At 69.9% G+C, this 21,518-nt stretch carries 22 protein-coding genes; 1 reads left to right on the plus strand and 21 read right to left on the minus strand.

What is annotated here, in order from left to right:
• Nucleotides 1–107: 107 nt before the first annotated feature.
• The 15 genes from BIU95_RS11420 to BIU95_RS11490 all read right to left on the minus strand — a co-directional run bounded on the left by BIU95_RS11420 (nucleotide 108) and on the right by BIU95_RS11490 (nucleotide 12,632).
• Complete coding sequence (locus BIU95_RS11420; protein ID WP_017885739.1) at nucleotides 108–929, minus strand: PP2C family serine/threonine-protein phosphatase; 822 nt, start codon at nucleotides 927–929, stop codon at nucleotides 108–110.
• A 3-nt stretch (nucleotides 930–932) separates the two neighbouring features.
• The gene (locus tag BIU95_RS11425) at nucleotides 933–1,748 is read right to left on the minus strand and encodes an FHA domain-containing protein (RefSeq protein WP_139179761.1); all 816 of its coding nucleotides are present in this window, start codon (nucleotides 1,746–1,748) and stop codon (nucleotides 933–935) included.
• A gap of 25 nt (nucleotides 1,749–1,773) precedes the next feature.
• Entirely contained in the window at nucleotides 1,774–2,331 is a 558-nt protein-coding gene (locus BIU95_RS11430; RefSeq protein ID WP_017885741.1) for a hypothetical protein, read from the minus strand.
• Between the two features lie 108 nt (nucleotides 2,332–2,439).
• A complete protein-coding gene (locus BIU95_RS11435; RefSeq protein WP_307360823.1) occupies nucleotides 2,440–3,210 on the minus strand; it encodes a YaaA family protein in 771 nt (256 codons plus the stop codon).
• Complete coding sequence (locus BIU95_RS11440) at nucleotides 3,207–3,470, minus strand: F0F1 ATP synthase subunit epsilon (protein WP_017885743.1); 264 nt, start codon at nucleotides 3,468–3,470, stop codon at nucleotides 3,207–3,209. Before BIU95_RS11440 ends, BIU95_RS11435 begins: the two co-directional genes overlap by 4 nt.
• A 1-nt stretch (nucleotide 3,471) precedes the next feature.
• Nucleotides 3,472–4,926, minus strand: coding sequence for a F0F1 ATP synthase subunit beta (gene atpD / locus BIU95_RS11445; RefSeq protein WP_017885744.1), 1,455 nt, complete (start codon nucleotides 4,924–4,926; stop codon nucleotides 3,472–3,474).
• A gap of 47 nt (nucleotides 4,927–4,973) precedes the next feature.
• Complete coding sequence (locus BIU95_RS11450; protein WP_017885745.1) at nucleotides 4,974–5,876, minus strand: F0F1 ATP synthase subunit gamma; 903 nt, start codon at nucleotides 5,874–5,876, stop codon at nucleotides 4,974–4,976.
• Nucleotides 5,877–7,505, minus strand: coding sequence for a F0F1 ATP synthase subunit alpha (gene atpA, locus BIU95_RS11455; RefSeq protein ID WP_017885746.1), 1,629 nt, complete (start codon nucleotides 7,503–7,505; stop codon nucleotides 5,877–5,879).
• A 108-nt stretch (nucleotides 7,506–7,613) separates the two neighbouring features.
• Nucleotides 7,614–8,408 (minus strand): F0F1 ATP synthase subunit delta, encoded by a 795-nt coding sequence (locus tag BIU95_RS11460; RefSeq protein ID WP_031259114.1) that lies wholly within the window; start codon nucleotides 8,406–8,408, stop codon nucleotides 7,614–7,616.
• Between the two features lie 2 nt (nucleotides 8,409–8,410).
• Complete coding sequence (locus BIU95_RS11465; protein ID WP_017885748.1) at nucleotides 8,411–8,965, minus strand: F0F1 ATP synthase subunit B; 555 nt, start codon at nucleotides 8,963–8,965, stop codon at nucleotides 8,411–8,413.
• Between the two features lie 9 nt (nucleotides 8,966–8,974).
• On the minus strand, nucleotides 8,975–9,217 hold the full coding sequence (gene atpE, locus BIU95_RS11470) for an ATP synthase F0 subunit C (protein ID WP_017885749.1): 243 nt from the start codon (nucleotides 9,215–9,217) through the stop codon (nucleotides 8,975–8,977).
• A 61-nt stretch (nucleotides 9,218–9,278) separates the two neighbouring features.
• Nucleotides 9,279–10,091, minus strand: a complete 813-nt coding sequence (gene atpB, locus BIU95_RS11475) for a F0F1 ATP synthase subunit A (protein WP_040418744.1) — start codon at nucleotides 10,089–10,091, stop codon at nucleotides 9,279–9,281.
• Between the two features lie 155 nt (nucleotides 10,092–10,246).
• Nucleotides 10,247–10,738, minus strand: coding sequence for a hypothetical protein (locus BIU95_RS11480; protein WP_017885751.1), 492 nt, complete (start codon nucleotides 10,736–10,738; stop codon nucleotides 10,247–10,249).
• Nucleotides 10,735–11,961 carry an MraY family glycosyltransferase gene (locus BIU95_RS11485; RefSeq protein WP_017885752.1) on the minus strand — a complete coding sequence of 409 codons (1,227 nt, stop codon included), beginning with the start codon at nucleotides 11,959–11,961 and terminating at the stop codon, nucleotides 10,735–10,737. Before BIU95_RS11485 ends, BIU95_RS11480 begins: the two co-directional genes overlap by 4 nt.
• Nucleotides 11,958–12,632, minus strand: coding sequence for an L-threonylcarbamoyladenylate synthase (locus tag BIU95_RS11490; RefSeq protein WP_017885753.1), 675 nt, complete (start codon nucleotides 12,630–12,632; stop codon nucleotides 11,958–11,960). The genes BIU95_RS11485 and BIU95_RS11490 overlap by 4 nt, the downstream gene beginning before the upstream one ends.
• A gap of 37 nt (nucleotides 12,633–12,669) precedes the next feature.
• Between BIU95_RS11490 and BIU95_RS11495 the strand changes: the two genes are divergently transcribed.
• Nucleotides 12,670–13,320, plus strand: coding sequence for an HAD family phosphatase (locus tag BIU95_RS11495; RefSeq protein WP_159557995.1), 651 nt, complete (start codon nucleotides 12,670–12,672; stop codon nucleotides 13,318–13,320).
• A 154-nt stretch (nucleotides 13,321–13,474) separates the two neighbouring features.
• Here BIU95_RS11495 and prmC read toward each other — a convergent pair whose 3' ends face one another.
• From prmC to BIU95_RS11525, 6 genes are all read right to left on the minus strand, one after another.
• The gene (gene prmC / locus BIU95_RS11500) at nucleotides 13,475–14,311 is read right to left on the minus strand and encodes a peptide chain release factor N(5)-glutamine methyltransferase (protein ID WP_071251730.1); all 837 of its coding nucleotides are present in this window, start codon (nucleotides 14,309–14,311) and stop codon (nucleotides 13,475–13,477) included.
• Nucleotides 14,312–14,376: 65 nt separating this feature from the next.
• A complete protein-coding gene (gene prfA / locus BIU95_RS11505) occupies nucleotides 14,377–15,459 on the minus strand; it encodes a peptide chain release factor 1 (protein WP_017885756.1) in 1,083 nt (360 codons plus the stop codon).
• A 3-nt stretch (nucleotides 15,460–15,462) separates the two neighbouring features.
• Complete coding sequence (rho, locus tag BIU95_RS11510) at nucleotides 15,463–17,811, minus strand: transcription termination factor Rho (RefSeq protein ID WP_071251720.1); 2,349 nt, start codon at nucleotides 17,809–17,811, stop codon at nucleotides 15,463–15,465.
• Between the two features lie 179 nt (nucleotides 17,812–17,990).
• Nucleotides 17,991–18,929 carry a homoserine kinase gene (gene thrB / locus BIU95_RS11515; protein ID WP_071251731.1) on the minus strand — a complete coding sequence of 313 codons (939 nt, stop codon included), beginning with the start codon at nucleotides 18,927–18,929 and terminating at the stop codon, nucleotides 17,991–17,993.
• A 77-nt stretch (nucleotides 18,930–19,006) separates the two neighbouring features.
• The gene (gene thrC / locus BIU95_RS11520) at nucleotides 19,007–20,086 is read right to left on the minus strand and encodes a threonine synthase (RefSeq protein WP_017885759.1); all 1,080 of its coding nucleotides are present in this window, start codon (nucleotides 20,084–20,086) and stop codon (nucleotides 19,007–19,009) included.
• A gap of 87 nt (nucleotides 20,087–20,173) precedes the next feature.
• Nucleotides 20,174–21,481 carry a homoserine dehydrogenase gene (locus tag BIU95_RS11525; RefSeq protein WP_071251721.1) on the minus strand — a complete coding sequence of 436 codons (1,308 nt, stop codon included), beginning with the start codon at nucleotides 21,479–21,481 and terminating at the stop codon, nucleotides 20,174–20,176.
• Between the last annotated feature and the right edge of the window lie 37 nt (nucleotides 21,482–21,518).

Here is a 21,518-nt window from a genome sequence, read left to right on the forward strand (position 1 = left end):
CGGCCAGCTCTCTCGACGTGGCCATGTCATTGTACGAAGCGTGGGTGACCGACATTCCGCACGTCGGTCCCCCACCGGTCGACGTGTTCCCCCAGTTCGGGGGCCAGCTAGTGCCGCGGCAGTGTGTCCTCGAGGTCACCGTCGTCCGGTGCGGCGTCGACCTGCAGCACCACCACGGTGACGTTGTCACGGCCACCGGCCACGACGGCGTCGCCGACCAGGCGCTCCGCCAGGTCCTGCGCGCCCGGCTCGCGTGCGGCGATCCGGGCGATGCCGGCGTCGCCGAGCTCCTTGGTCAGCCCGTCCGAGCAGACGATGTAGCGGTCACCGGCCCGCAGGGGCAGGGTCCACCAGTCCGGCGCCGGCGGCTCACCGAAGCCGACGGCTCGCGTGATGACGTTGCTGTCGGGGTGCTGTTCGGCGTCCTCGGCCCGCAACAGGCCGGCGTCCACCATCTCCTGCACCACCGAGTGGTCGACGGTGACGCGACGGAGCACGCCGTCCTCGATGCGGTAAGTACGCGAGTCGCCGACGTTGAACACGAGCGCCGCGGGCTGCCCGAGCGACGCCACGAGTGCGATCCCGGTGACTGTGGTGCCCGCGCCGATGGCGTTGCCGCCGGCTGCACGCTCGATGTCGGCCGTCGCCAGGAGCAGGGCACGCTGGATGCCCTGCCGCGTGGTGAACGGTTCCGCGGTGACCTGTTCGAGCCGACGCACGACCGCGTCGCTGGCGCGGTCGCCTGCCAGGTGCCCGCCCATGCCGTCGGCGACGACGAAGAACGGCGCACCGACGATGTAGCTGTCCTCGTTGTGGTCACGCCGTCGACCGACGTCGGTCGCGGCTCCCCACGAGAGCGTCAGGGTGGCGCCGTCGGCACCGGGGACGTCGATGGCGTGCGCAGTGGCTGCTCGGCCGAGTTCGGTCACGTGTCAGGATCGCTCTCTGGTGGGTCGGGGCGTGCCGTGTGCTGTCTGATCGGAGGGCCACGGGAGAACCGGAGGCGCCCCCTCTGCCGTCGGTGCGACCCGGAGGTACGGCGAGAGGACCTCGATGGCGTTGCCGTCACCGATCTCGACTACCGTACCCGTCAGCGCGACGATCGACGCACCCGACGCCATGCGGTAGGCGGGTGCACCGGCCGGGCGGACGACCGTCCCGTTGGTGGACCGGAGGTCCTGCACGACGACGGCCTCGCCCTCGGCGTGCATCCGCACGTGCGACGAGGACACCTGTCCGTACACCGACCGGACGGTCACGAGTTCGGGCTGCGGACCGCGGGTGACCCGCGGCAGCGACGGCCGTCGGCCGATGACCACCGGGTGGTCGAGCCGGAAGGTGCGGTCGCCGATGCGGATGGACGGCACGCGTGCCGTCGGCGCTGCGGGGACCGACGGCACGGTCGGGAGGCCCGGGGCAGCACCCACGGACGGGCCCGGCCCGGCGCCCGGTCGCGCTGGCAGCCGGACGACGGTGTCCTCCGGATCGGCGTCGTCAGCCGGCGCCGGCACCCGGACGGCGCCGTCGTGTCCGGGCCGGATGACGGTGTCGCCGAGGACCCCGTCGTCGGACTCGGACGCCGGGTCCGCTCCGGTGCCGGAACCGCCCGGTGCTGCGCCACGGATGACCGTGTCGCCGATGGCGTCGGCCGTCCGGTCACCGCCCGGCGATCGTCGGGGTCGCCGGATGACGGTGTCCTCGATGTCGTCGTCGCGCAACCGGAGCCCTCCCAGTGTGGTCTCCCCCACCGTAGACGATCCTGTCGACCCCAGGTCATCGCCGCTCCCATGACGGCCCACTGCCGGCGATGACCGAACGCAGGACGAGTCCCGCGAGCGGGTCGTCCGCGCGGGTCTCGAGGGCGTAGCGTGCCCGGGTCTCCGCCCGTGCCCACGATCCGAGCGCCCAGGCGCACCACGCCCCGAGCGACAGGGCACCCGCAGCGCCCGACGAGCCGTCGAACGGGCCGTCCTGTGCCCGCCACAGCCGCCAGGCATCAGCACACCGATCCCCTGCGAGCCGGACCCTGGCACGGTCGGGCGCTGGGCCGAACCCGTGGAGCGCCGGCGGCGTCGGATCGGCGAAGGGGTCGAACACGCGGATCGACCGGGGATCCGGTGCGCCCTGTGCCGCGATGAAGGGGACCAGGGCCATCCGGGGCGCGAGCGCGCCGCACGCTGTCACCACGGCCGTCGCAGCGGCCGTCGACAGGTCGGCACGACCGGGCGCGACCAGCGCGGCCGCCGCGGCGGGGAGGGTGACCGCAGCGGCGATCTCGCGAGGGTAACGGACTGCGGAACCGGGGTCGGACTGTGCCGTGAGAGGGATCATGCACGTCATCGAAACGTGCTGCGGGCCTCCAGGCAGGGGCGCCCCGGCCATCTGTGGACCGGAGCGCCGCTGACGACGCTTGTGGAGGACGGACCGGGCGGGTCCCGCTCAGGCCGTGACGGGCTCCAGGCTCTCGGCGACCAGGTCCCAGCCGCCCTCGTTCGGTTCGACGACGACACCGTGCGCAGCAGCCCACTCGACCAGGTCGCCCATGCTGCCGATGCTCGCACCGGTGCGGGCGAGCAGCGCCACCAGGCGACCCTTCGCCGTCTTGTTCCAGTGGTTCAGGGCTCGACGACGGCCGGAGCCGTCGACGCTCACCACCCGTGGTGCCACCGCTCCGGGCACGGGGCCGAGCTGCCGGTACCCCTCGGACCGCAGGTCGAGCACCAGGCCGTCCGCACGGGTCAGCAGGGAACGGGTCGACACCGCCGGCCAGTGCGCGGCCAACCGGATCGAACCGAGCCGCGAGTCGTGCGACAGCCGGTACGCCGGGATCGGGTCCCCCGCACCGATCGGCCCGAACATCGCGGACTGCACGATCACGTGCTCCGCCCACCACTCCCGGGTCGCAGCGTCCGCGTCCTGGGCGCCCAACGGGTCGTACAGGACCCCCGTGTACCGCTCGATCGCAGGCATGGTGCCCGAGGTCTCGAGCTCGAGGTTCCGGAGACGCTCGGCGATCGACTTCGGACCGAGCTTGAGTGCCGTCCTGGCCGAGGACTCCTCGGAACTGACGAAGCGGGCCGCGGTGATCACCGCGGCCCGCTCATCGGCCAGTTCCGGGAACGAGAGCGCACGCAGATCGAGCATGCGACTCGTGTCCCCGCCCTCCCGCTTCGTCTCCGAAGGCGGGAGCAGGACGGTCAGTCCGGTCAGGACGCCAGCGCGGCCTGCCGCGCGACGATCGTCACCGTGTCGTGCTCGACCGACAGGAAGCCGTCCTCGGCGTCGACCGCGACGGTCGACCCATCGGCCCGCGTGATGCGGACCTGACCCTGCGCCAGGATCGCGAGCATCGGCTCGTGTCCGGCGAGGATGCCGATCTGGCCCTCTGTCGTCCGTGCGACGACCATGGTGGTGTCGCCCGACCAGACCTCACGGTCAGCCGAGACGACGCTCACGTTGAGACCCGCCATGTCAGCGGTTCTCCTTCTGGATCTGCGCCCACTTCTCTTCCACGTCGTTGATGCCACCGACGTTGAAGAACGCCTGGGTCGCAACGTGGTCGAACTCGCCGTCGGCGATGGCACGGAAGGACTCGATGGTGTCCTTGAGGGGCACCGTGGAGCCCTCGACACCCGTGAACTTCTTCGCCATGTAGGTGTTCTGCGAGAGGAACTGCTGGATACGACGAGCGCGCTCGACGGTGATCTTGTCCTCTTCGGAGAGCTCGTCGACACCGAGGATGGCGATGATCTCCTGCAGTTCCTTGTTCTTCTGGAGGATCTGCTTGACGCGCGTGGCCGTCTCGTAGTGGTCGGCACCCAGGTAACGCGGGTCCATGATGCGCGACGTCGACGCCAGCGGGTCGATCGCGGGGTACAGACCCTGCGACGCGATCTCACGGGAGAGCTCGGTCGTCGCGTCGAGGTGCGCGAACGTGGTGGCCGGAGCCGGGTCGGTGTAGTCGTCAGCCGGCACGTAGATCGCCTGCAGCGAGGTGATCGAGTGACCACGCGTCGAGGTGATGCGCTCCTGGAGCACACCCATCTCGTCGGCGAGGTTGGGCTGGTAGCCCACGGCGGACGGCATGCGACCGAGCAGCGTCGAGACCTCGGAGCCGGCCTGCGTGAAGCGGAAGATGTTGTCGATGAAGAGGAGCACGTCCTGCTTCTGGACATCGCGGAAGTACTCCGCCATCGTCAGCGCCGACAGGGCCACGCGGAGACGCGTTCCCGGCGGCTCGTCCATCTGGCCGAACACGAGGGCCGTCTTGTCGAAGACACCCGCCTCTTCCATCTCACCGATGAGGTCGTTGCCCTCACGGGTGCGCTCACCGACACCGGCGAACACCGACACACCGCCGTGGTCCTGCGCGACGCGCTGGATCATTTCCTGGATGAGGACGGTCTTGCCGACGCCCGCACCACCGAAGAGGCCGATCTTGCCACCCTGCACGTACGGGGTGAGGAGGTCGATGGACTTGATGCCGGTCTCGAACATCGAGGTCTTCGACTCGAGCTGGTCGAAGGCCGGGGCCTTGCGGTGGATCGGCCAGCGCTCGGTGATCTCGAGCTTCTCGTCCGTGTTGAGCACGTTGCCGAGGACGTCGAAGACCTTGCCCTTGGTGACGTCGCCGACGGGGACCGAGATCGGAGCGCCCGAGTCACGGACCTCCTGGCCACGGACCAGGCCGTCGGTCGGCTTCAGGGAGATGGCACGAACGAGGTCGTCGCCGAGGTGCTGCGCGACCTCGAGGCCGATCTCCTGCGACGAGTCACCGATGGTGATGGTCGTGAACAGGAGGTTGTACATCTCCGGGATTGCGTCGTGGGGGAACTCGATGTCGACGACGGGGCCCGTGACGCGGGCGATCCGGCCGACACCGGGCGCCGACGACGTCTCGACCGCGGTGGTTGCGGTGTCGGTCATGGCTGGTGCCTTCCTGAGGGTGGGTATCTGTCCGCGAACGACGCGGACTACTTCTTCTTCGACGAGAGGGCGTCGGCGCCGCCGACGATCTCGGAGATCTGCTGGGTGATCTCCGCCTGACGCGCGTTGTTCGCGAGTCGGGTGAAGTCACGGATCAGCGAGTCGGCGTTGTCGCTGGCCGCCTTCATCGCCTTCTGCCGTGCGGCGTGCTCGGAAGCAGCCGACTGCAGCATGGCGTTGAAGATGCGGCTCTCGATGTAGACCGGGAGCAGCGAGTCGAGCACCGCGTCGGCGTCCGGCTCGAACTCGTAGAGCGGCAGGGGCTCGTTGCCCTCGGGCTCATCGATGCCCTCGACGACCTCGAGGGGCAGCAGGCGAACGACCTGGGGCTCCTGGGTCGCCAGGCTGATGAACCGGTTGAACACGATGTGGATCTCGTCCACGCCGCCGGCAGCGGTGTCCTGGAGGAACTTCGCCACGACGGCGTCGCCGATCTCCTTGGCCGTCGAGAACTCCGGCTGGTCGGTGTTGCCGACCCACTGCTGCTCGGACGGACGCTCACGGAACGCGAAGTACCCGACGGACTTGCGACCGACCAGGTAGTAGACGACGTCCTTGCCCTCGCTGCGGAGCAGGGAGGCGAGCTCCTCGCCCTGCTTGAGGACGTTCGTGCTGAACGCACCGTTCAGGCCGCGGTCCGAGGTGAAGAGCACGACGGCTGCACGGGTCGACGACTCCGGCTCGGTGGTCAGCACGTGGTCGACGTTCGAGAACGTCGCCACGGCCGACACCGCACGCGTGACGGCCCGCGAGTACGGACCGGACGCAGCCATACGGGCCTGCGCCTTCTGGATCCGCGACGCCGAGATCAGCTCCATCGCGCGGGTGACCTTCTTCGTGGTCTTCGCCGACTTGATCCGCTGGCGGTAGACCCGGACCTGCGCTGCCATCTAGCGACGACCCTTGACGATCTGCTCCTGGTCGACGTCCTCGGCCTCGGCCGCGTCGAACTGCTCGGAGCCGAGGGTCTTGCCGTCGCTCGTCTGGAAGCTCTTCGTGAACTCGTCGATCTGCTTGTCCATCTCGGCGACGGTGTCGTCGCTGAGCTGGTTCGTCTCGCGCAGGGTCGTGAGCACGTCGGAGTTGCGACGCAGGTGGTCGAGCAGCTCGGACTCGAAGCGGAGCACGTCCGGCACCGGGACGGTGTCGAGCTTGCCGTTCGTGCCGGCCCAGATCGAGACGACCTGCTCCTCGACCGGGTACGGCGAGTACTGCGGCTGCTTGAGGAGCTCGGTCAGACGTGCACCGCGCTCCAGCTGACGACGCGACGCCTGGTCGAGGTCGGACGCGAACATCGCGAACGCCTCGAGCGAGCGGTACTGCGCCAGCTCGAGCTTCAGCGTGCCGGAGACCTTCTTGATCGACTTCACCTGGGCGTCACCACCGACGCGGGACACCGAGATGCCCACGTCGACGGCCGGACGCTGGTTCGCGTTGAAGAGGTCCGACTGCAGGAAGATCTGGCCGTCGGTGATGGAGATGACGTTGGTCGGGATGTACGCCGAGACGTCGTTCGCCTTGGTCTCGATGATCGGGAGACCCGTCATCGAGCCCGCGCCGAGCTCGTCGGACAGCTTCGCGCAACGCTCCAGCAGACGGGAGTGCAGGTAGAAGACGTCACCCGGGTAGGCCTCGCGGCCCGGCGGACGACGCAGCAGGAGCGACACCGCACGGTAAGCCTCGGCCTGCTTCGACAGGTCATCGAAGATGATGAGGACGTGCTTGCCCTGGTACATCCAGTGCTGGCCGATGGCCGAACCGGTGTACGGGGCGAGGTACTTGAAGCCGGCCGGGTCGGAGGCCGGGGCGGCGACGATGGTGGTGTACTCCATCGCACCGGCGTCCTCGAGCGCACCCTTGACGGAGGCGATCGTGGAGCCCTTCTGGCCGATGGCGACGTAGATGCAGCGGACCTGCTTGTCCTCGTCGCCGGACTCCCAGTTGGCCTTCTGGTTGATGATCGTGTCGATCGCGATGGCCGTCTTGCCGGTCTGGCGGTCGCCGATGATCAGCTGACGCTGACCACGGCCGACGGGGATCATCGCGTCGATGGCCTTGATGCCGGTCTGCAGCGGCTGGTGGACCGACTTGCGGGCCATGACGCCGGGGGCCTGCAGCTCGAGGGCACGACGGCCTTCGGCTGCGATCTCGCCGAGACCGTCGATCGGGGCGCCGAGCGGGTCGACGACGCGACCGAGGAAGGCGTCGCCGACGGGGGCGGAGAGGACCTCACCCGTGCGGGTGACCTCCATGCCCTCTTCGATGCCGCCGAACTCGCCGAGCACGATGGCGCCGATCGAGTCCTCATCGAGGTTCTGCGCCAGGCCGAGCGTGCCGTCCGCGAAGCGGATGAGCTCGTTCGCCATGACGCCGGGGAGACCCTCGACGTGGGCGATGCCGTCACCGGCGTCGGTGACGTGCCCGACCTCGGCCGTGGAGGCCTTCGTCGGCTCGTAGTTCGAGACGAAGTCCTTCAGGGCATCACGGATCTCATCGGGGCTGATGGTGATGTCTGCCATGGGATTTTCCTTGTGGTTTTCCGGGGCCCTTCGGCTCCGAGAGGGTGACGCTGCCGAACTCGGCAGTTCCCGTTGTGGACTTGGGGAGGAGCGGCTTCGACCGTACGCCTAGCCGGCGAGCTGGAGCCGGAGCTCCGAGAGTCGCGTGGACACGGTGCCGTCGATGACGTCGCCGCCGATCTGCACCCGGACCCCGCCGACGACCGTGGGGTCGACGACCTGGTTGATGCTGATGTCCTTGCCGTACCGCTCGGACAGACCGCGCGTGACGCGGGCCGACTGGGCGGGGGTCAGGTGCGTCGCCGTGACGACCGTCGCGACGAGCTTGCCGGCCTGCTCGGCCACGATGCGCGATGCGTCGCGGACGATCTCACCGATGCGACGACCACGGGGCTGCTGCACCAGGGACGACACGATGATGACCGTCTGCTCCGACGCCTTGGCACCGAGGAGCCGCTCGACGAGCGCGCCCTTCTGCTCGGGGCTGCCGAGCTTGGTGCCGAGCGCCAGCTCGAGTCCGGCGTCCGAACGGACGGCGGTCTCGAAGGCGAACAACTCCGACTCGATCGACGAGTCCGGACCCGCGGTGGCGGCGACGGCGCGGATGCCCGCGTCCTCGATGCCGGCGAGCAGGTCCTGCTGCGAGGACCAGCGCGAGCCGGCCACCGCGGTCAGGACCGCACGCGTCGCGTCCGACTGTCCGGCGAAGACACGGTCGATGAGGACCTTCTTGCCGGCCGCGTCGGCCGTGGGGTCGGACAGCAGCCCGAGCAGCTGCGGCGCACCGGCGATCGCACGCCCGGAGGCGAGGATCTCGGCACCCGCGACCAGGCCGGCGCTCGGACCGAGGTCCGAGAGCACCGCCCTGGTGGACGCGAGTGCTTCTCTGGTAGCGCTGCGCATGCTCAGTGCTCCCCCGTCTTCGTGGCCTGCGAGGCCTCGAGGTCGGCGAGGAAGCGGTCGACCACTGCGGTGGACTTGGCGTCGTCCTTGAGGGACTCACCGATCACGCCGGACGCGAGGTCCAGCGCGAGGGTGCCCACTTCGGACCGGAGTGCCTGGACGGCGCTCTGGCGCTCGGCCTCGATCTGCGCCTGTGCGTTGGCCGTGATGCGTGCTGCATCGGCGGTCGCCTGCTCGCGGACCTCGTTGCCGATCGCCGTGGCGTCGGCGCGGGCCTGCTCACGGATGCGCGATGCCTCGGCACGTGCATCAGCGAGCTGCTTGTTGTACTCCTCGAGCGCAGCAGCGGCCTGCTCCTGAGCGGCCTCGGCCTTCTTGATGCCGCCCTCGATGGCCTCGGTGCGCTCATCGAGCATCTTCGTGATGCGCGGCGTGACGACACGCCACATCACAAGGAAGATGATGACGAAGGCAAGCGCCGACCAGACGACGTCGTACAACGGCGGGATCAGCGGGTTGTGCGTCTCCTCCGCCGCGATGATGAGTGCGTTGTGCATCGAGGAGCCTTAGTTGGTGCCGGTGAAGATGAAGTACGTGGCGATGCCGATGAAGGCCAGGGCCTCGGTGAAGGCGATACCGATGTACATGAGGGTCGTCAGGCGGCCCTGGAGCTCGGGCTGGCGAGCGACGGACTCGATCGTCTTACCGACGACGATGCCGACGCCGATGGCCGGGCCGATCGCTGCGAGGCCGTAGCCAACCGTCGCGATGTTGCCGTTGATCTCCGCGAGAACGGTCGTTGCGTCCACGTGTTTTCCTTTCGAGGTGCGGGTCCGACGGTCGTCGGTCCCGTAGGGGGTCAGTGAGGAATCAGTGCTCGTCAGCCAGCGCCAGCTGGATGTAGACGGCGGTGAGGAGCATGAAGACGTAGGCCTGCAGCAGCGCGACGAGGACCTCGAAGAAGCTGAACGCGATGCCGAACGCGATGGTCCCGACGCCGAAGGCCTTGAAGCCGAGCGAAGCGTCGAAGAAGAAGAACTGCGTGGCCGAGAAGAACAGCACGAGGAGCAGGTGCCCCACGACCATGTTCATCAGGAGTCGCAGCGTCAGGGTGACGGGACGGAGCACGAAGGTCGAGACCAGCTCGATCGGCGTCACGATGATGTAGAGGAACCACGGCACACCGGGCGGGAAGAGCGAGTTCCGGAGGAACGTGCCCGGGTGCTTGCGGAGACCGGCGTAGATGAACGCGACGTACGCGACGATCGCCAGGATCATCGGCATCGCGATGCGACTGGTCCCGCCGAGGTTCATGAACGGCACCAGACCGGTCAGGTTCATGAACAGCACGCCGAAGAAGATCGTCGCCAGGAGCGGCAGGAAGCGCTTGCCGTCCTTCTCGCCGAGGTTGTCGAAGGTGTTGCGGCGGACGACGTCGAACGCGTACTCGATGAACGCCTGACCGCGGTTCGGCACGAGCTTCAGTGCACGGGTACCCACGAACGCGAACACCAGGAGCACGGCGACGGCGAAGAATCGGATGAGGACGAGCCGATCGATCTCGAACGGCGTCCCTGCCCACAGAAGAGCATCGGGGAAGAACTCGTTGATCGACGGACCATGGAACTCGGCGGCCTTGCTGCTCCCCGCCGCGACGGTGTCAACCGCAGCGGAGAGGGACAGGGGAAGAGCGTGGGATAGCAGCGCTGTCTCCTGTGTCGGCGCGCGCACATCATGGCACGCGATGGTGGACGTTGTGGAGGCTCGCCCGCCCCGAGCGAAAGGCTCCGGTAGCGGACTTCGAGAAGCCTATCAGGTGCGAGAGGCTTCCCGGCTTCTCAGACGCGGGGGGTCGGGTTCCCAGCGTCCGCGGAGTCGTCGAGACCGTCGCCCGGCAGCCGGACGTCGATCGGGGTGCGGGCCTTCGCGACCGCGACGACGTCGATCACCAGGGAGCCGACGACCCCCGCGATGATCACGATCGCCAGCACCGGGAAGTCGACCCAGTCGCGGTCCCTGAGCAGGACCAGCAGCACGATGAAGACGATGAACTTCAGCAGCCAGGTGCCCATCACGATCCCGAAGAACGCACCCGAGATCATCTGACCCTTCGACACCCGCAGCGCGACGAGGACACTGACCGCGGTGAGGCCGAGGAACACGACGCTCAGCACGGCGCCGAGCAGTCCCCCGACCAGCCCGGGGCCGTCCGCGACGAGGAACCCGATGAGTCCGCCGACGACCGCCAGGGCGACGGCGAGGACCGCTCCCCAGGTGATGATGCGGCGGAACACCGGCCGGACGTGGTCGAGCGCGTTCGGTGCGGTCACGTGATGTCTCCAGGGATCGTGCGGTCGTTGGCGGCCCGGTCGAGCGGGTCGAGGCTGGCGTCCACCACGGCGGCGGAGCGGTTGGCGGTCTGCGCGGCGATCTCGGCGCGCTTCCGGCCGAGCGGCGCGAACGTCGCGACGGCGCAGACGGTGAAGCCGACGGACACGAAGACGACGACCCAGTACCAGTCCACGAAGAGGAACAGCAGGCACCCGAAGGCGACGGTCGCGGTCCAGGCGTAGAAGATCAGCACCGCGTGGAAGTGCGAGTGCCCCATGTCGAGCAGGCGGTGGTGCAGGTGCTTCCGGTCGGCCGAGAACGGCGACTTCCCCGCGCTGAGCCGTCGGGTGACCGCGAGCCCGAAGTCCAGGATCGGGACGATCAGGATCGCGAACGGCAGCAGGATCGGGATGAACGCCGGCAGCAGCGCCTGGCGTGTCTGGACCGCCGCCGGGTCGATGTTGCCCGTGACCGAGACCGCGCTCGTGGCCATCAGGAACCCGACGAGCAGCGCGCCGGCATCCCCCATGAAGAGCTTCGCGGGGTGCCAGTTCAGGATGAGGAAGCCGAAGCAGGCCCCGACGAGGACCGCGGTGAGCAGCGACGGCAGGTTGAAGAAGAACTCGGTCTGCACGACCACGCGGTTGATGAAGAACGTGTAGAGGAAGAACACGCCGCCGGCGATGATCGCGACACCGGCCACCAGCCCGTCGAGCCCGTCGATGAAGTTCACCGCGTTCATCACGAGCACCACCGCCAGCACGGTGAAGATCAGGCTCATGTACGACGAGCCGACGCCCAGCGTGTTGCCGATCGGCAGCGACACGATCGCGACGCCCTGCCAGGCGAGGATGCCCGCCGCGATGATCTGCCCGGCGAGCTTCGTCATCCAGTCGAGGTCCCAGATGTCGTCCGCGACGCCGAGGACCACGATGATCGTCGCTCCCCCGAGCACCGCGAGCACACGGCCCGGCTCGGAGAACACCAACCGGAAGTAGTCGGTCCCCGCGATCGACGGGAACAGGAACCAGGCCGCCAGCAGCGAGACGATGACGCCGATGTACATCGCGATGCCGCCGAGCCGCGGCGTCGGGGTGCGGTGCACGTCCCGCTCGCGGACCTGCGGGTACCACTTGTACTTCAGCCCGAGCTTCCAGACGATCAGGCTCATCACGAAGCTCACGACCGCCGCGATGGCCCCCGCGAGCAGGTAGTACTTCATGTGACGAGGTCGGCTCCGACGACCCGGATGATCTCCTCGTCGGGGATCACCCCGTGCCGGACGATGCGGAGCTTCCCGCCGTCCGACAGCCCGGTGGCGTCGACGATGGTCGACCCCGTGCTGGCCTCGAAGCCGTCGTGCACCTCGATCGGCCCGCCGTCCAGGTAGATCGCGACGCTGTCACCGAGCATGCGTTCGGCGGCGTCGACGTCCATCGCGGCCGGGTCGCCCGTGGAGTTCGCGGACGAGACCGCCAGGGGCCCGACCTCCTGCAACAGCTCGAGGGCGATCCGTGAGTCCGGCATCCGCAGGGCCACCGTGCCCCGCGTCTCGCCGAGGTCCCAGTCGAGCGACGGCTGGGCGTGCAGGATGACGGTCAGCCCGCCGGGCCAGAACTCGGCCACCAGGTCGCGCACCGGCTGCGGGACGTCGCTGGCGAGTGCGTCGAGCGTGGGCGGACCGGGGATGAGCACGGGCGGCGGGGACTGCCGTGTGCGGCCCTTCGCGTCGAGCAGCCGCTGCACGGCGGTCGCGCTGAAGGCGTCCGCGGCGAGGCCGTAGACGGTGTCGGTGGGGACCACGACGAGCTCTCCGCGTCCGAGGGCGGCGCGTGCGAGCCGCATCCCGGTCAGGAGCCCGTCGGAGTCGGTGCAGTCGTATCGGGATGCCATGACTCGACGATGATAGTGCGACACAATGGTGGACATCGTGAACGAGACGCCTGCACCCCCGCTCCTGTTCCTCTTCGACATGGACGACGTCCTGGTCCGGTACGACTGGAAGGTGCGCATGGCCGCACTCTCCGAGTTCACCGGACACGCGTTCCAGGAGCTCCGACGCCGCTGGTGGGACTGCGGTCACGAGATGCGCGCCGAGGCCGGTGGGTTCGCGGACGGCGACGAGTACCTCGCTGCGTTCGAGCGCGCGATGGAGTGCGACGTCCCCGAGGCCGACTGGGCCCGGATCCGCGGCGCCGCGATGACCGAGCTGCCGGAACGCATCGAGGCGGTCCGGATCGCGAGTGAGCACGGGCGTGTCGGGCTGCTCACCAACAACGGTCCGCTCGCCGGCCGGTGGATCCACGAGTGGGCACCGTCCCTGCCCGAGGTCTTCGGCGAGCACCTCGACACGACGAGCAACTTCGGCGCCCGCAAACCCGAGCCCGAGGTCTTCCAGCGCGCGATCGCCCACCACGGGGTCCCCGCGGAGCGCACCTTCTTCGCCGACGACATGCCCGAGAACATCGCCGGTGCGCGGAGCGTCGGCATCCACGCGGTGCTGGTCGAGCACGACACCGACCTTCGCGAGCACGTCCGCGCCTTCGTCGCGGCGCAGCGCGAGACCTCCCCCGTCGCCTGACGAGCGCTCACACCCGCCGACACGCCGTCGTCTTGTCAGGACGCCGCCAGACACCGCGGCGTCTCGCGCACATCGCGGCGTCTCACCGACACGACGGCGTCTCACCGCAGCCGACGGCGGGCGAGGACGGCCTGGAGGCGCGGCTCACCCCCGCCTAGCGCGTCGCGGTGGTCGTGCGGTCGCGACCCGTCAGGTCGACGTGCGTCTCCGGGGTGCGGAACCCCCGGCCCGCCAGGACCTGCCGGACGCCGGCGCCCTGCGGCTCGGCGTGCTCGATGACCAGTGCTCCCCCGGGCACCAGCAACCGCCAGGCCGTCTCGGCGAGGGCGCGCACGGCGTCGAGGCCGTCCGGCCCACCGTAGAGCGCCATCGCCGGGTCGTGGTCGCGGACCTCGGGGTCGACCGGGATCGCGTCGTCCGGCACGTACGGCGGGTTCGACACGACGACGGAGACGGTGCCGTCGAGTTCCGGCAGCGCGTCGGCGAGGTCGCCCTCGACGAGCCGCACGGTCCCGCCGTGGGCGTCGACGTTGCGCCGGGTCCAGGGCAGCGCCTCGGGCGACCGCTCGACGGCGTAGACCACGGCGTTCGGCACCTCGGTGTCCATCGCGATCGCGATCGCACCGCTTCCGGAGCCCAGGTCGACGGCGATCGGCTCGGGCACGGCGGTCGCGCGGAGGGCGTCGATGCCGAACTGCACGACGCCCTCGGTCTCCGGACGGGGCACGAACACGCCCGGTCCGACCGCCAGGGTGAGCGCACGGAAGTACGCCTGCCCGGTGATGTGCTGCAGCGGCTCACGGGTGGCGCGGCGGGCTACGGCGTGCCGGAAGCGCTCGACGTGCTCCGGGGCGATGCCGCCGCCGATCAGCGCCCGGGCCTGGACAGCACCGCGCGAGGTGTCGGTCGCCCACGCGAGCAGCAGCTCGGCGTCGACCCGGGGCGTGGGGACGCCGACGGCGACGAGCGCCGCGGTCGCCTGCTCGAGCAGGCGATCCGCGGCGAACGTGCGGGACCCGTCGGAGCCGCCGCGGGCCTCCAGTCCGGTCACGCCGATCAGGCGTCCTGGTCGCCGATGGCGGCCAGCCGTGCCTCTTCGTCCGCCTGGATGGCGGACTGGATGACGGGCTCGAGGGCACCGTTCATCACGCGGTCGAGGTCGTACGCCTTGTAGCCGGTGCGGTGGTCCGCGATCCGGTTCTCCGGGAAGTTGTACGTGCGGATGCGCTCCGAACGGTCCATCCCGCGGATCTGCGACTTGCGCGCGTCCGAGGCGATCGCGTCGAGCTCCTCCTGCTGGCGCGCGAGGATGCGTGCACGGAGCACGCGCATGCCGGCCTCACGGTTCTGCAGCTGCGACTTCTCGTTCTGCATCGCCACCGTGATGCCCGTGGGCAGGTGGGTGATGCGGACCGCGGAGTCCGTCGTGTTGACGGACTGACCGCCCGGGCCGGAGGACCGGTAGACGTCGATCTTCAGGTCGTTCTGGTTGATCTGGACCTCTTCGGGCTCGTCCACCTCGGGGAACACCAGCACGCCGGTGGTCGAGGTGTGGATGCGCCCCTGCGACTCGGTCTGCGGCACACGCTGGACGCGGTGCACACCGCCCTCGTACTTCAGGTGTGCCCAGACGCCCTGGGACGGGTCGGTCGTGTTCGACTTGATCGCGACCTGGACGTCCTTGTAGCCACCCAGGTCGGACTCGGTGCGCTCGAGGAGCTCGACCTTCCAGCCCTTGGTCTCGGCGTAGTGCGAGTACATGCGCAGGAGGTCGGCCGCGAACAGCGCCGATTCCTCGCCGCCCTCGCCGCCCTTGATCTCCATGATGACGTCACGGCCATCGTCCGGGTCGCGCGGGATGAGCAGCCGCCGGAGACGCTCCTGGCGCTCCGACAGCTGCTCCTCGAGCCCGGGGACCTCGTCCGCGAACGCCGCGTCCTCACGCGCGAGTTCCTGGGCGGCGGCGAGGTCGTCCCCCGCCGCCTGCCAGGCCTCGTACGCGGACTTGATCTGGTTGAGCTCGGCGTACCGCCGGTTCACCTTCTTCGCCCGGGCCGCATCGGCGTGGAGCGCGGGGTCCGACAGCTGCTGCGTCAGGTCCTCGTGTTCCGCCAGCAGCCCCGCTACCGACTCGAACACGCGTTACTCCTGGTGGCCGTTGTGGTGGGCGCCGGTCGAGGGGACCGACTTCTGCACCTGCACCAGGAACTCGACGTTCGACTGCGTCTCCTTGAGGTTCCGCAGCACGATCTCGAGGGCCTGCTGCGGGTCGAGCCCGGCGAGGGCCCGGCGCAGACGCCAGGTGATCTTGACCTCGTCCGCGGAGAGCAGCTGCTCCTCGCGACGGGTACCAGAGGCGTTCACGTCGACCGCGGGGAAGATCCGCTTGTCGGCGAGGTGACGGTTCAGGCGGAGCTCCATGTTGCCGGTGCCCTTGAACTCCTCGAAGATGACCTCGTCCATCTTGGAGCCGGTCTCGACGAGCGCGGTCGCGAGGATGGTCAGCGAGCCGCCGTCCTCGATGTTGCGCGCGGCGCCGAAGAAGCGCTTCGGCGGGTAGAGCGCCGCCGAGTCGACGCCACCGGAGAGCACGCGGCCCGACGGCGGGGTCGACAGGTTGTACGCACGGCCCAGGCGCGTGATCGAGTCGAGCAGCAGCACGACGTCGTGGCCCAGCTCCACCAGGCGCTTCGCACGCTCGATGGCGAGCTCGGCGACGGTGGTGTGGTCCTCGGCGGGACGGTCGAAGGTCGAGGCGATGACCTCGCCCTTCACCGTGCGCTGCATGTCGGTGACCTCTTCGGGCCGCTCGTCGACGAGGACGACCATCAGGTGCGCCTCGGGGTTGTTCTTGGCGACGGCGTTCGCGATGGCCTGCAGCACGACGGTCTTGCCGGCCTTCGGCGGGGACACGATGAGACCGCGCTGGCCCTTGCCGATCGGCGAGACGAGGTCGATGATGCGGGTCGACAGCTTGCCCGGCTCCGTCTCGAGGCGCAGGCGCTCGTTCGGGTACAGCGGGGTGAGGTCGTTGAAGTCGACACGGGCCGCGGCCTCGTCGGCGGACTGGCCGTTGATCGACTCGACGGCGACGAGCGCGTTGTACTTCTGACGGCTCTGCTGCTCGCCGTCACGCGGCTGCTTGATCGAACCGACGACGGCGTCGCCCTTGCGCAGGTGGTACTTCTTCACCTGGCCGAGGGAGACGTAGACGTCGCTCGGGCCCGGCAGGTAGCCGGTGGTGCGGACGAACGCGTAGTTGTCGAGGACGTCGAGGATGCCCGCGATCGGGATCAGGACGTCGTCCTCGGTGACCTCGGGCTCGAAGTCGTCGTTCTGGCCGCCACGGCCGCGCTTGCGGTCGCGCTGGCGACGGCTGCGGCCGCTCTCGGCCTCGTCGGCGTGCTGTTGCTGCTGCTGCTTCTGCTGGCCGCTGGTCTGCTGCTTCTGCTGACCGGCGTTCTGCTGCTTCTGGTCGGACTTGTCGTCCTGCTTGGCGTCGGCCTGCTTCGGCTGGTCGTTCTGCTTGCCGTTCTGCTGCTCGCCTCCGTTCTGCTTCTGCTGGTTCTGCTGGCCGCCGTTCTGCTGGCCGCCGTTCTGCTGGCCGCCGTTCTGCTGGCCGTTCTGGTCGGCGCCGTTCTGCTTCTGCTGGCCGCCGTTCTGGCCACCGTTCTGCTGGTCGGTGCCGTTCTGCTGCTCGCCGTTCTCGGCGTTCTGCCCACGGCCACGACCGCGACCACGGCTGCGACGACCGCGGCGCGAGCCGCCCTCGCCCTGCTCGGAGTTCTGGTCGCCCTGGTCGTTCTGGTCGCCGGACTCGTTCTGGTCCTGGTCGGCCTGCACGGCGGACGTCGGGGCCTGCTGGCTCTGCTGGCCCTGCTGCTGGGCAGCCTGGTTCGGCTGCTCGGCCTCGGCCGGTGCCGACGCCTGCTCGCCCTGCTCGGCGCCACGCTGCTCGGTGCGCTGCTCGGCGTTCCGCTGGCCACGGCCGCGGCGCTGCGAGCCGGACTGCGCGGCTTCCTGCGCGTCCTTCTCGGCGCGGACCTGGTCGAGCCCGGCGAGGAGGTCCTCGGTGCCGGTCTGACCGTGGTTGGTGTGCTCGGCGGCCGAGGTCGGTGCGGCGTTCACGGTGCCACCGGACGACGCACGGCGCGAACGACGGGCACGGCTCGGGGCTGCCGACTCGGCGGGTGCCTCGGAGTCGGCGACGGGGGCCTCGGCAGCGGGCTGCGCGGGCGTCTCGGCGGGTTCCGGCAGGGTCGGCTGCTCGGTGGCGGCCGGCTCGGCGGGGGTCTCGGGGACGACGGCGGCCGGGGCGGCCGGCGTCTCGTCGACGGGGCGCTTGTCCTCGATGGAGGCGATCAGGTCGCCCTTGCGGAGCTTGGAGAGCCCGGTGATGCCGAGCGAGGAGGCGATGCGCTGGAGCTCCGGAAGACGGAGGGCACGCAGGTCGCTGGGGATCTCCACCTGGGCGGAGTTGTTGTCGGTCAAGGTCGGTGTTTCCTTTCGAACCGCAGAACGCGGAGAGTTTCCACCGTCCCGGATGCAGTGAGCATCGACCGCCGTTCAGACGACGGATCGGGATTCGGTGATCAGAAAGAGATGCACACTCGCGCACCGGACCCTGCGACGTCGTAGGAGCTGTCCTGGAGGACGAGCGATCCGTACGGTTACGCGGGTTCGGCTTCGAGCGCCGAGTGCGCTGCCACTGTAGCACCACCGAGATCGACGGCCAGCATGAGCGGCCGCCAGTCGGATTCGGCGTGTCGCTGGACCAGGTCGGCGGCGGTCAGCCGCTGTGCCGGGTCGCTGCCGAGGACGAGCAGGCTCGGCCCCGCACCGGAGACCACCGCGGCCAGGCCGTGCTGCCGGAGCAGCCGGATCAGGGCGTCGGTCTCGGGCATGGCGCTGGCGCGGTACGCCTGGTGCAGACGGTCCTCGGTCGCGGCGAGCAACAGCTCGGGGCTCTGGATGAGCGCCGCGACGAGCAGCGCCGAGCGGGAGACGTTGAACGCGGCGTCGGCGTGCGGGACCTGCTCGGGCTGCAGGGAGCGCGCGAGCTTGGTGGAGAGCGTCGAGGTCGGCACGAACACCACCGGGGCGACACCGCGGTGCACCAGGAGCCGTTTGTACGCCGGGCCCTCGGCGGTCATCCACGCGATCGTCAGGCCGCCGAAGAGCGCCGGCGCGACGTTGTCCGGGTGGCCCTCCATCTCGGTGGCCAGGGTCAGGAGCGTCGAGGCGTCGAGGTCGACGATGCCCTCGAGCAGGCCGCGGGCCGCCATCAGCCCCGCGACGATCGCCGCGGCGGACGAGCCGAGACCGCGCCCGTGCGGGATCGCGTTCGTCGCGTGCAGCTCGAGGCCGGGCTGGTCGACACCGGCGTGTTCGAACCCTCGGCGGACGGCACGGACGACCAGGTTCGAGTCGTCGGTGGCAACCTCACCGGCGCCGACGCCCTCGACCGTGACGGTCGCGCCGGGTTCGGGGCGCACGCGCACCACGACCTCGTCGTAGAGCGAGAGCGCGAGGCCGAGCGAGTCGAAGCCGGGGCCGAGGTTCGCCGACGTGGCCGGCACCCGGACGCGGACCGTCGATCCGGCCGGCAGTGTCCGGACCGCCCGTCCGGCCGGTACAGCGCTGCGGGCGGTGACGCCCTCCCCCGGTCCGGACGAGCGGTCGGAGATCACTGCTCGCTGACCAGACCGAGCACGTCGGCGATCGACTTCGTGTCGACCGGCACGCTCGTCGGGGTGACCTCGCCGCCGTCCGGCGTGCGGAGGGCCCACTGCGGGTCCTTCAGGCCGTGACCCGTGACCGTGATGACGACCTTCGCGCCCTTCGGCACGACACCGGCGTCGGCGCGCTCGAGCAGCCCGGCGACACCGATCGCCGACGCGGGCTCGACGAAGACGCCGACCTCGGCCGACAGGATGCGGTGCGCGGCGAGGATGGCCTCGTCGCTGATCGCACCGAAGTAGCCGTCGGTCTCCTGCTGCGCCTCGAGCGCGAACTGCCACGAGGCCGGGTTGCCGATGCGGATGGCCGACGCGATGGTGTCCGGGTGCCGGACGACCTCGCCGTGCACGATCGGGGCGGAACCGGCGGCCTGGAACCCGAACATGCGGGGCAGCTTGGTGCTCCGACCGGCGGCGACGTCCTCGCGGTAGCCGCGCGAGTACGCGGTGTAGTTGCCCGCGTTGCCGACGGGCAGGAAGTGGAAGTCCGGTGCGTCACCGAGGACGTCGACGACCTCGAACGCGGCGGTCTTCTGCCCCTCGATGCGGTCGTTGTTGACGGAGTTGACGAGGTGCACCGGGTAGTTCGCCGCCAGGTCGCGGGCGATGTCGAGGCAGTCGTCGAAGTTGCCCTGCACCTGCAGCAGCTGGGCGTCGTGGGCGACGGCCTGGCTGAGCTTGCCCATGGCGATCTTGCCCTCGGGCACGAGCACCGCGGCGGTGATGCCGGCGTGCGTCGCGTACGCGGCGGCCGAGGCGCTGGTGTTGCCGGTCGAGGCGCAGATGACGGCCTTCGCGCCGTGCTCGACGGCCTTCGAGATCGCCATCGTCATGCCGCGGTCCTTGAACGAGCCCGTCGGGTTCATGCCCTCGAACTTCACGTAGACCTCGGCGCCGGTGCGCTCGGAGAGCCGACGAGCCGGGATGAGCGGCGTGCCGCCCTCACCGAGGGTGACGATGGGCGTCGCCTCGGTCACGTCGAGTCGGTCGGCGTACTCGCGCAGGACTCCCTGCCACTGGTGGGCCATCAGGCTTCTCTCTCTGTCCGGTGGGGTGGATCTGGTGGTGGTTCGGCTCGGCGAGCCTGCTGGTCGGCCTGGAGGCCCGTGGTCGCGTCAGCGACCGACGACGCGCAGGACGCTGGTGACGTCCAGGACGACGTCCTCGCCGCGGAGGGCGACGACGGTGTCCGCGAGGTCGGCCTCGCGCGCCAGGTGGGTGCCGATGACGAGCGTCGCGGTCCCCTCGGCTGCGCCGGTGGTGGTCTGCTCGACCGTCTCGACGCTGACGCCGTGCTTGGCGAGCACGCCTGCGACGGTCGACAGCACGCCGGGTGCGTCCGTGACGTGCAGGGTGATCTGGTAGCTCGTGCGGACGGTGCCGATCGGGAACACCGGCAGCTCGGACTGCGTCGACTCGGCGACGCCCGGGCCACCGATGACGTGCCGACGAGCCGCGGAGACCAGGTCGCCGAGGACCGCCGAGGCCGTCTCGACGCCACCGGCACCCGCGCCGTAGAACATCAGGTCACCGGCGGCTTCAGCCTCGACGAACACGGCGTTCTTCGCTCCGTGCACGCTCGCGAGCGGGTGCGACTCGGGCACGAGGGCCGGGTAGACGCGGGCGCTGACGCCCTCGCGGCCGTCCTCGTCCGTCAGCCGCTCCGCGGTCGCCAGGATCTTCACGACGTAGCCGGCCTTGCGGGCGGCGCGGACCTGCTCGATCGTGACGTGGGTGATGCCCTCGCGGTGCACGGCGGCGAGCGGCACCGAGGTGTGGAACGCGAGCGAGGCCAGGATCGCGGCCTTCTGCGCGGCGTCGTAGCCCTCGATGTCGGCGGTCGGGTCGGCCTCGGCGTACCCGAGCTCCGTCGCGGTGGCCAGGGCGTCCTGGAACGTGGAACCCTTGCGGTCCATCAGGTCGAGGATGAAGTTGGTCGTGCCGTTGACGATGCCCATGATCCGGACGATGCGGTCACCGGCGAGCGAGTCGTGCAGCGGACGGATGATCGGGATCGCACCGGCCACGGCGGCCTCGTAGTAGAGTTGTGCACCGACCTGCTCGGCCGCGGCGAAGAGCTCCGGGCCGTGGGTGGCGAGCAGCGCCTTGTTGCCGGTGACGACGTCGGCGCCGGACTGCAGCGCCTGGAGCACGAGGGTGCGCGCCGGCTCGATGCCGCCGATGAGCTCGACGACGATGTCCGCGCCGAGGATGAGCGACGCAGCGTCCGTGGTGAAGAGCTCCGCCGGCAGGTCGACGTCGCGCTCCGCGTCCACGTCGCGCACGGCGATCCCGACGAGCTCCAGCCCGGCTCCGGCGCGCGAGGCCAGCTCGTCGCCGTGCTCGAGGAGCAGTCGCGCGACCTGGGAACCGACCGAGCCGGCCCCGAGCAGCGCGACACGGACGTTGCGGTATTCGATCATCTGGTAGCGGTTCCTGTCGATGGGGGCACGCCCTGCG

Origin of the sequence: Curtobacterium sp. MCBA15_007 (genome assembly GCF_001864905.1) — a bacterium.
Classification (GTDB): domain Bacteria; phylum Actinomycetota; class Actinomycetes; order Actinomycetales; family Microbacteriaceae; genus Curtobacterium; species Curtobacterium poinsettiae.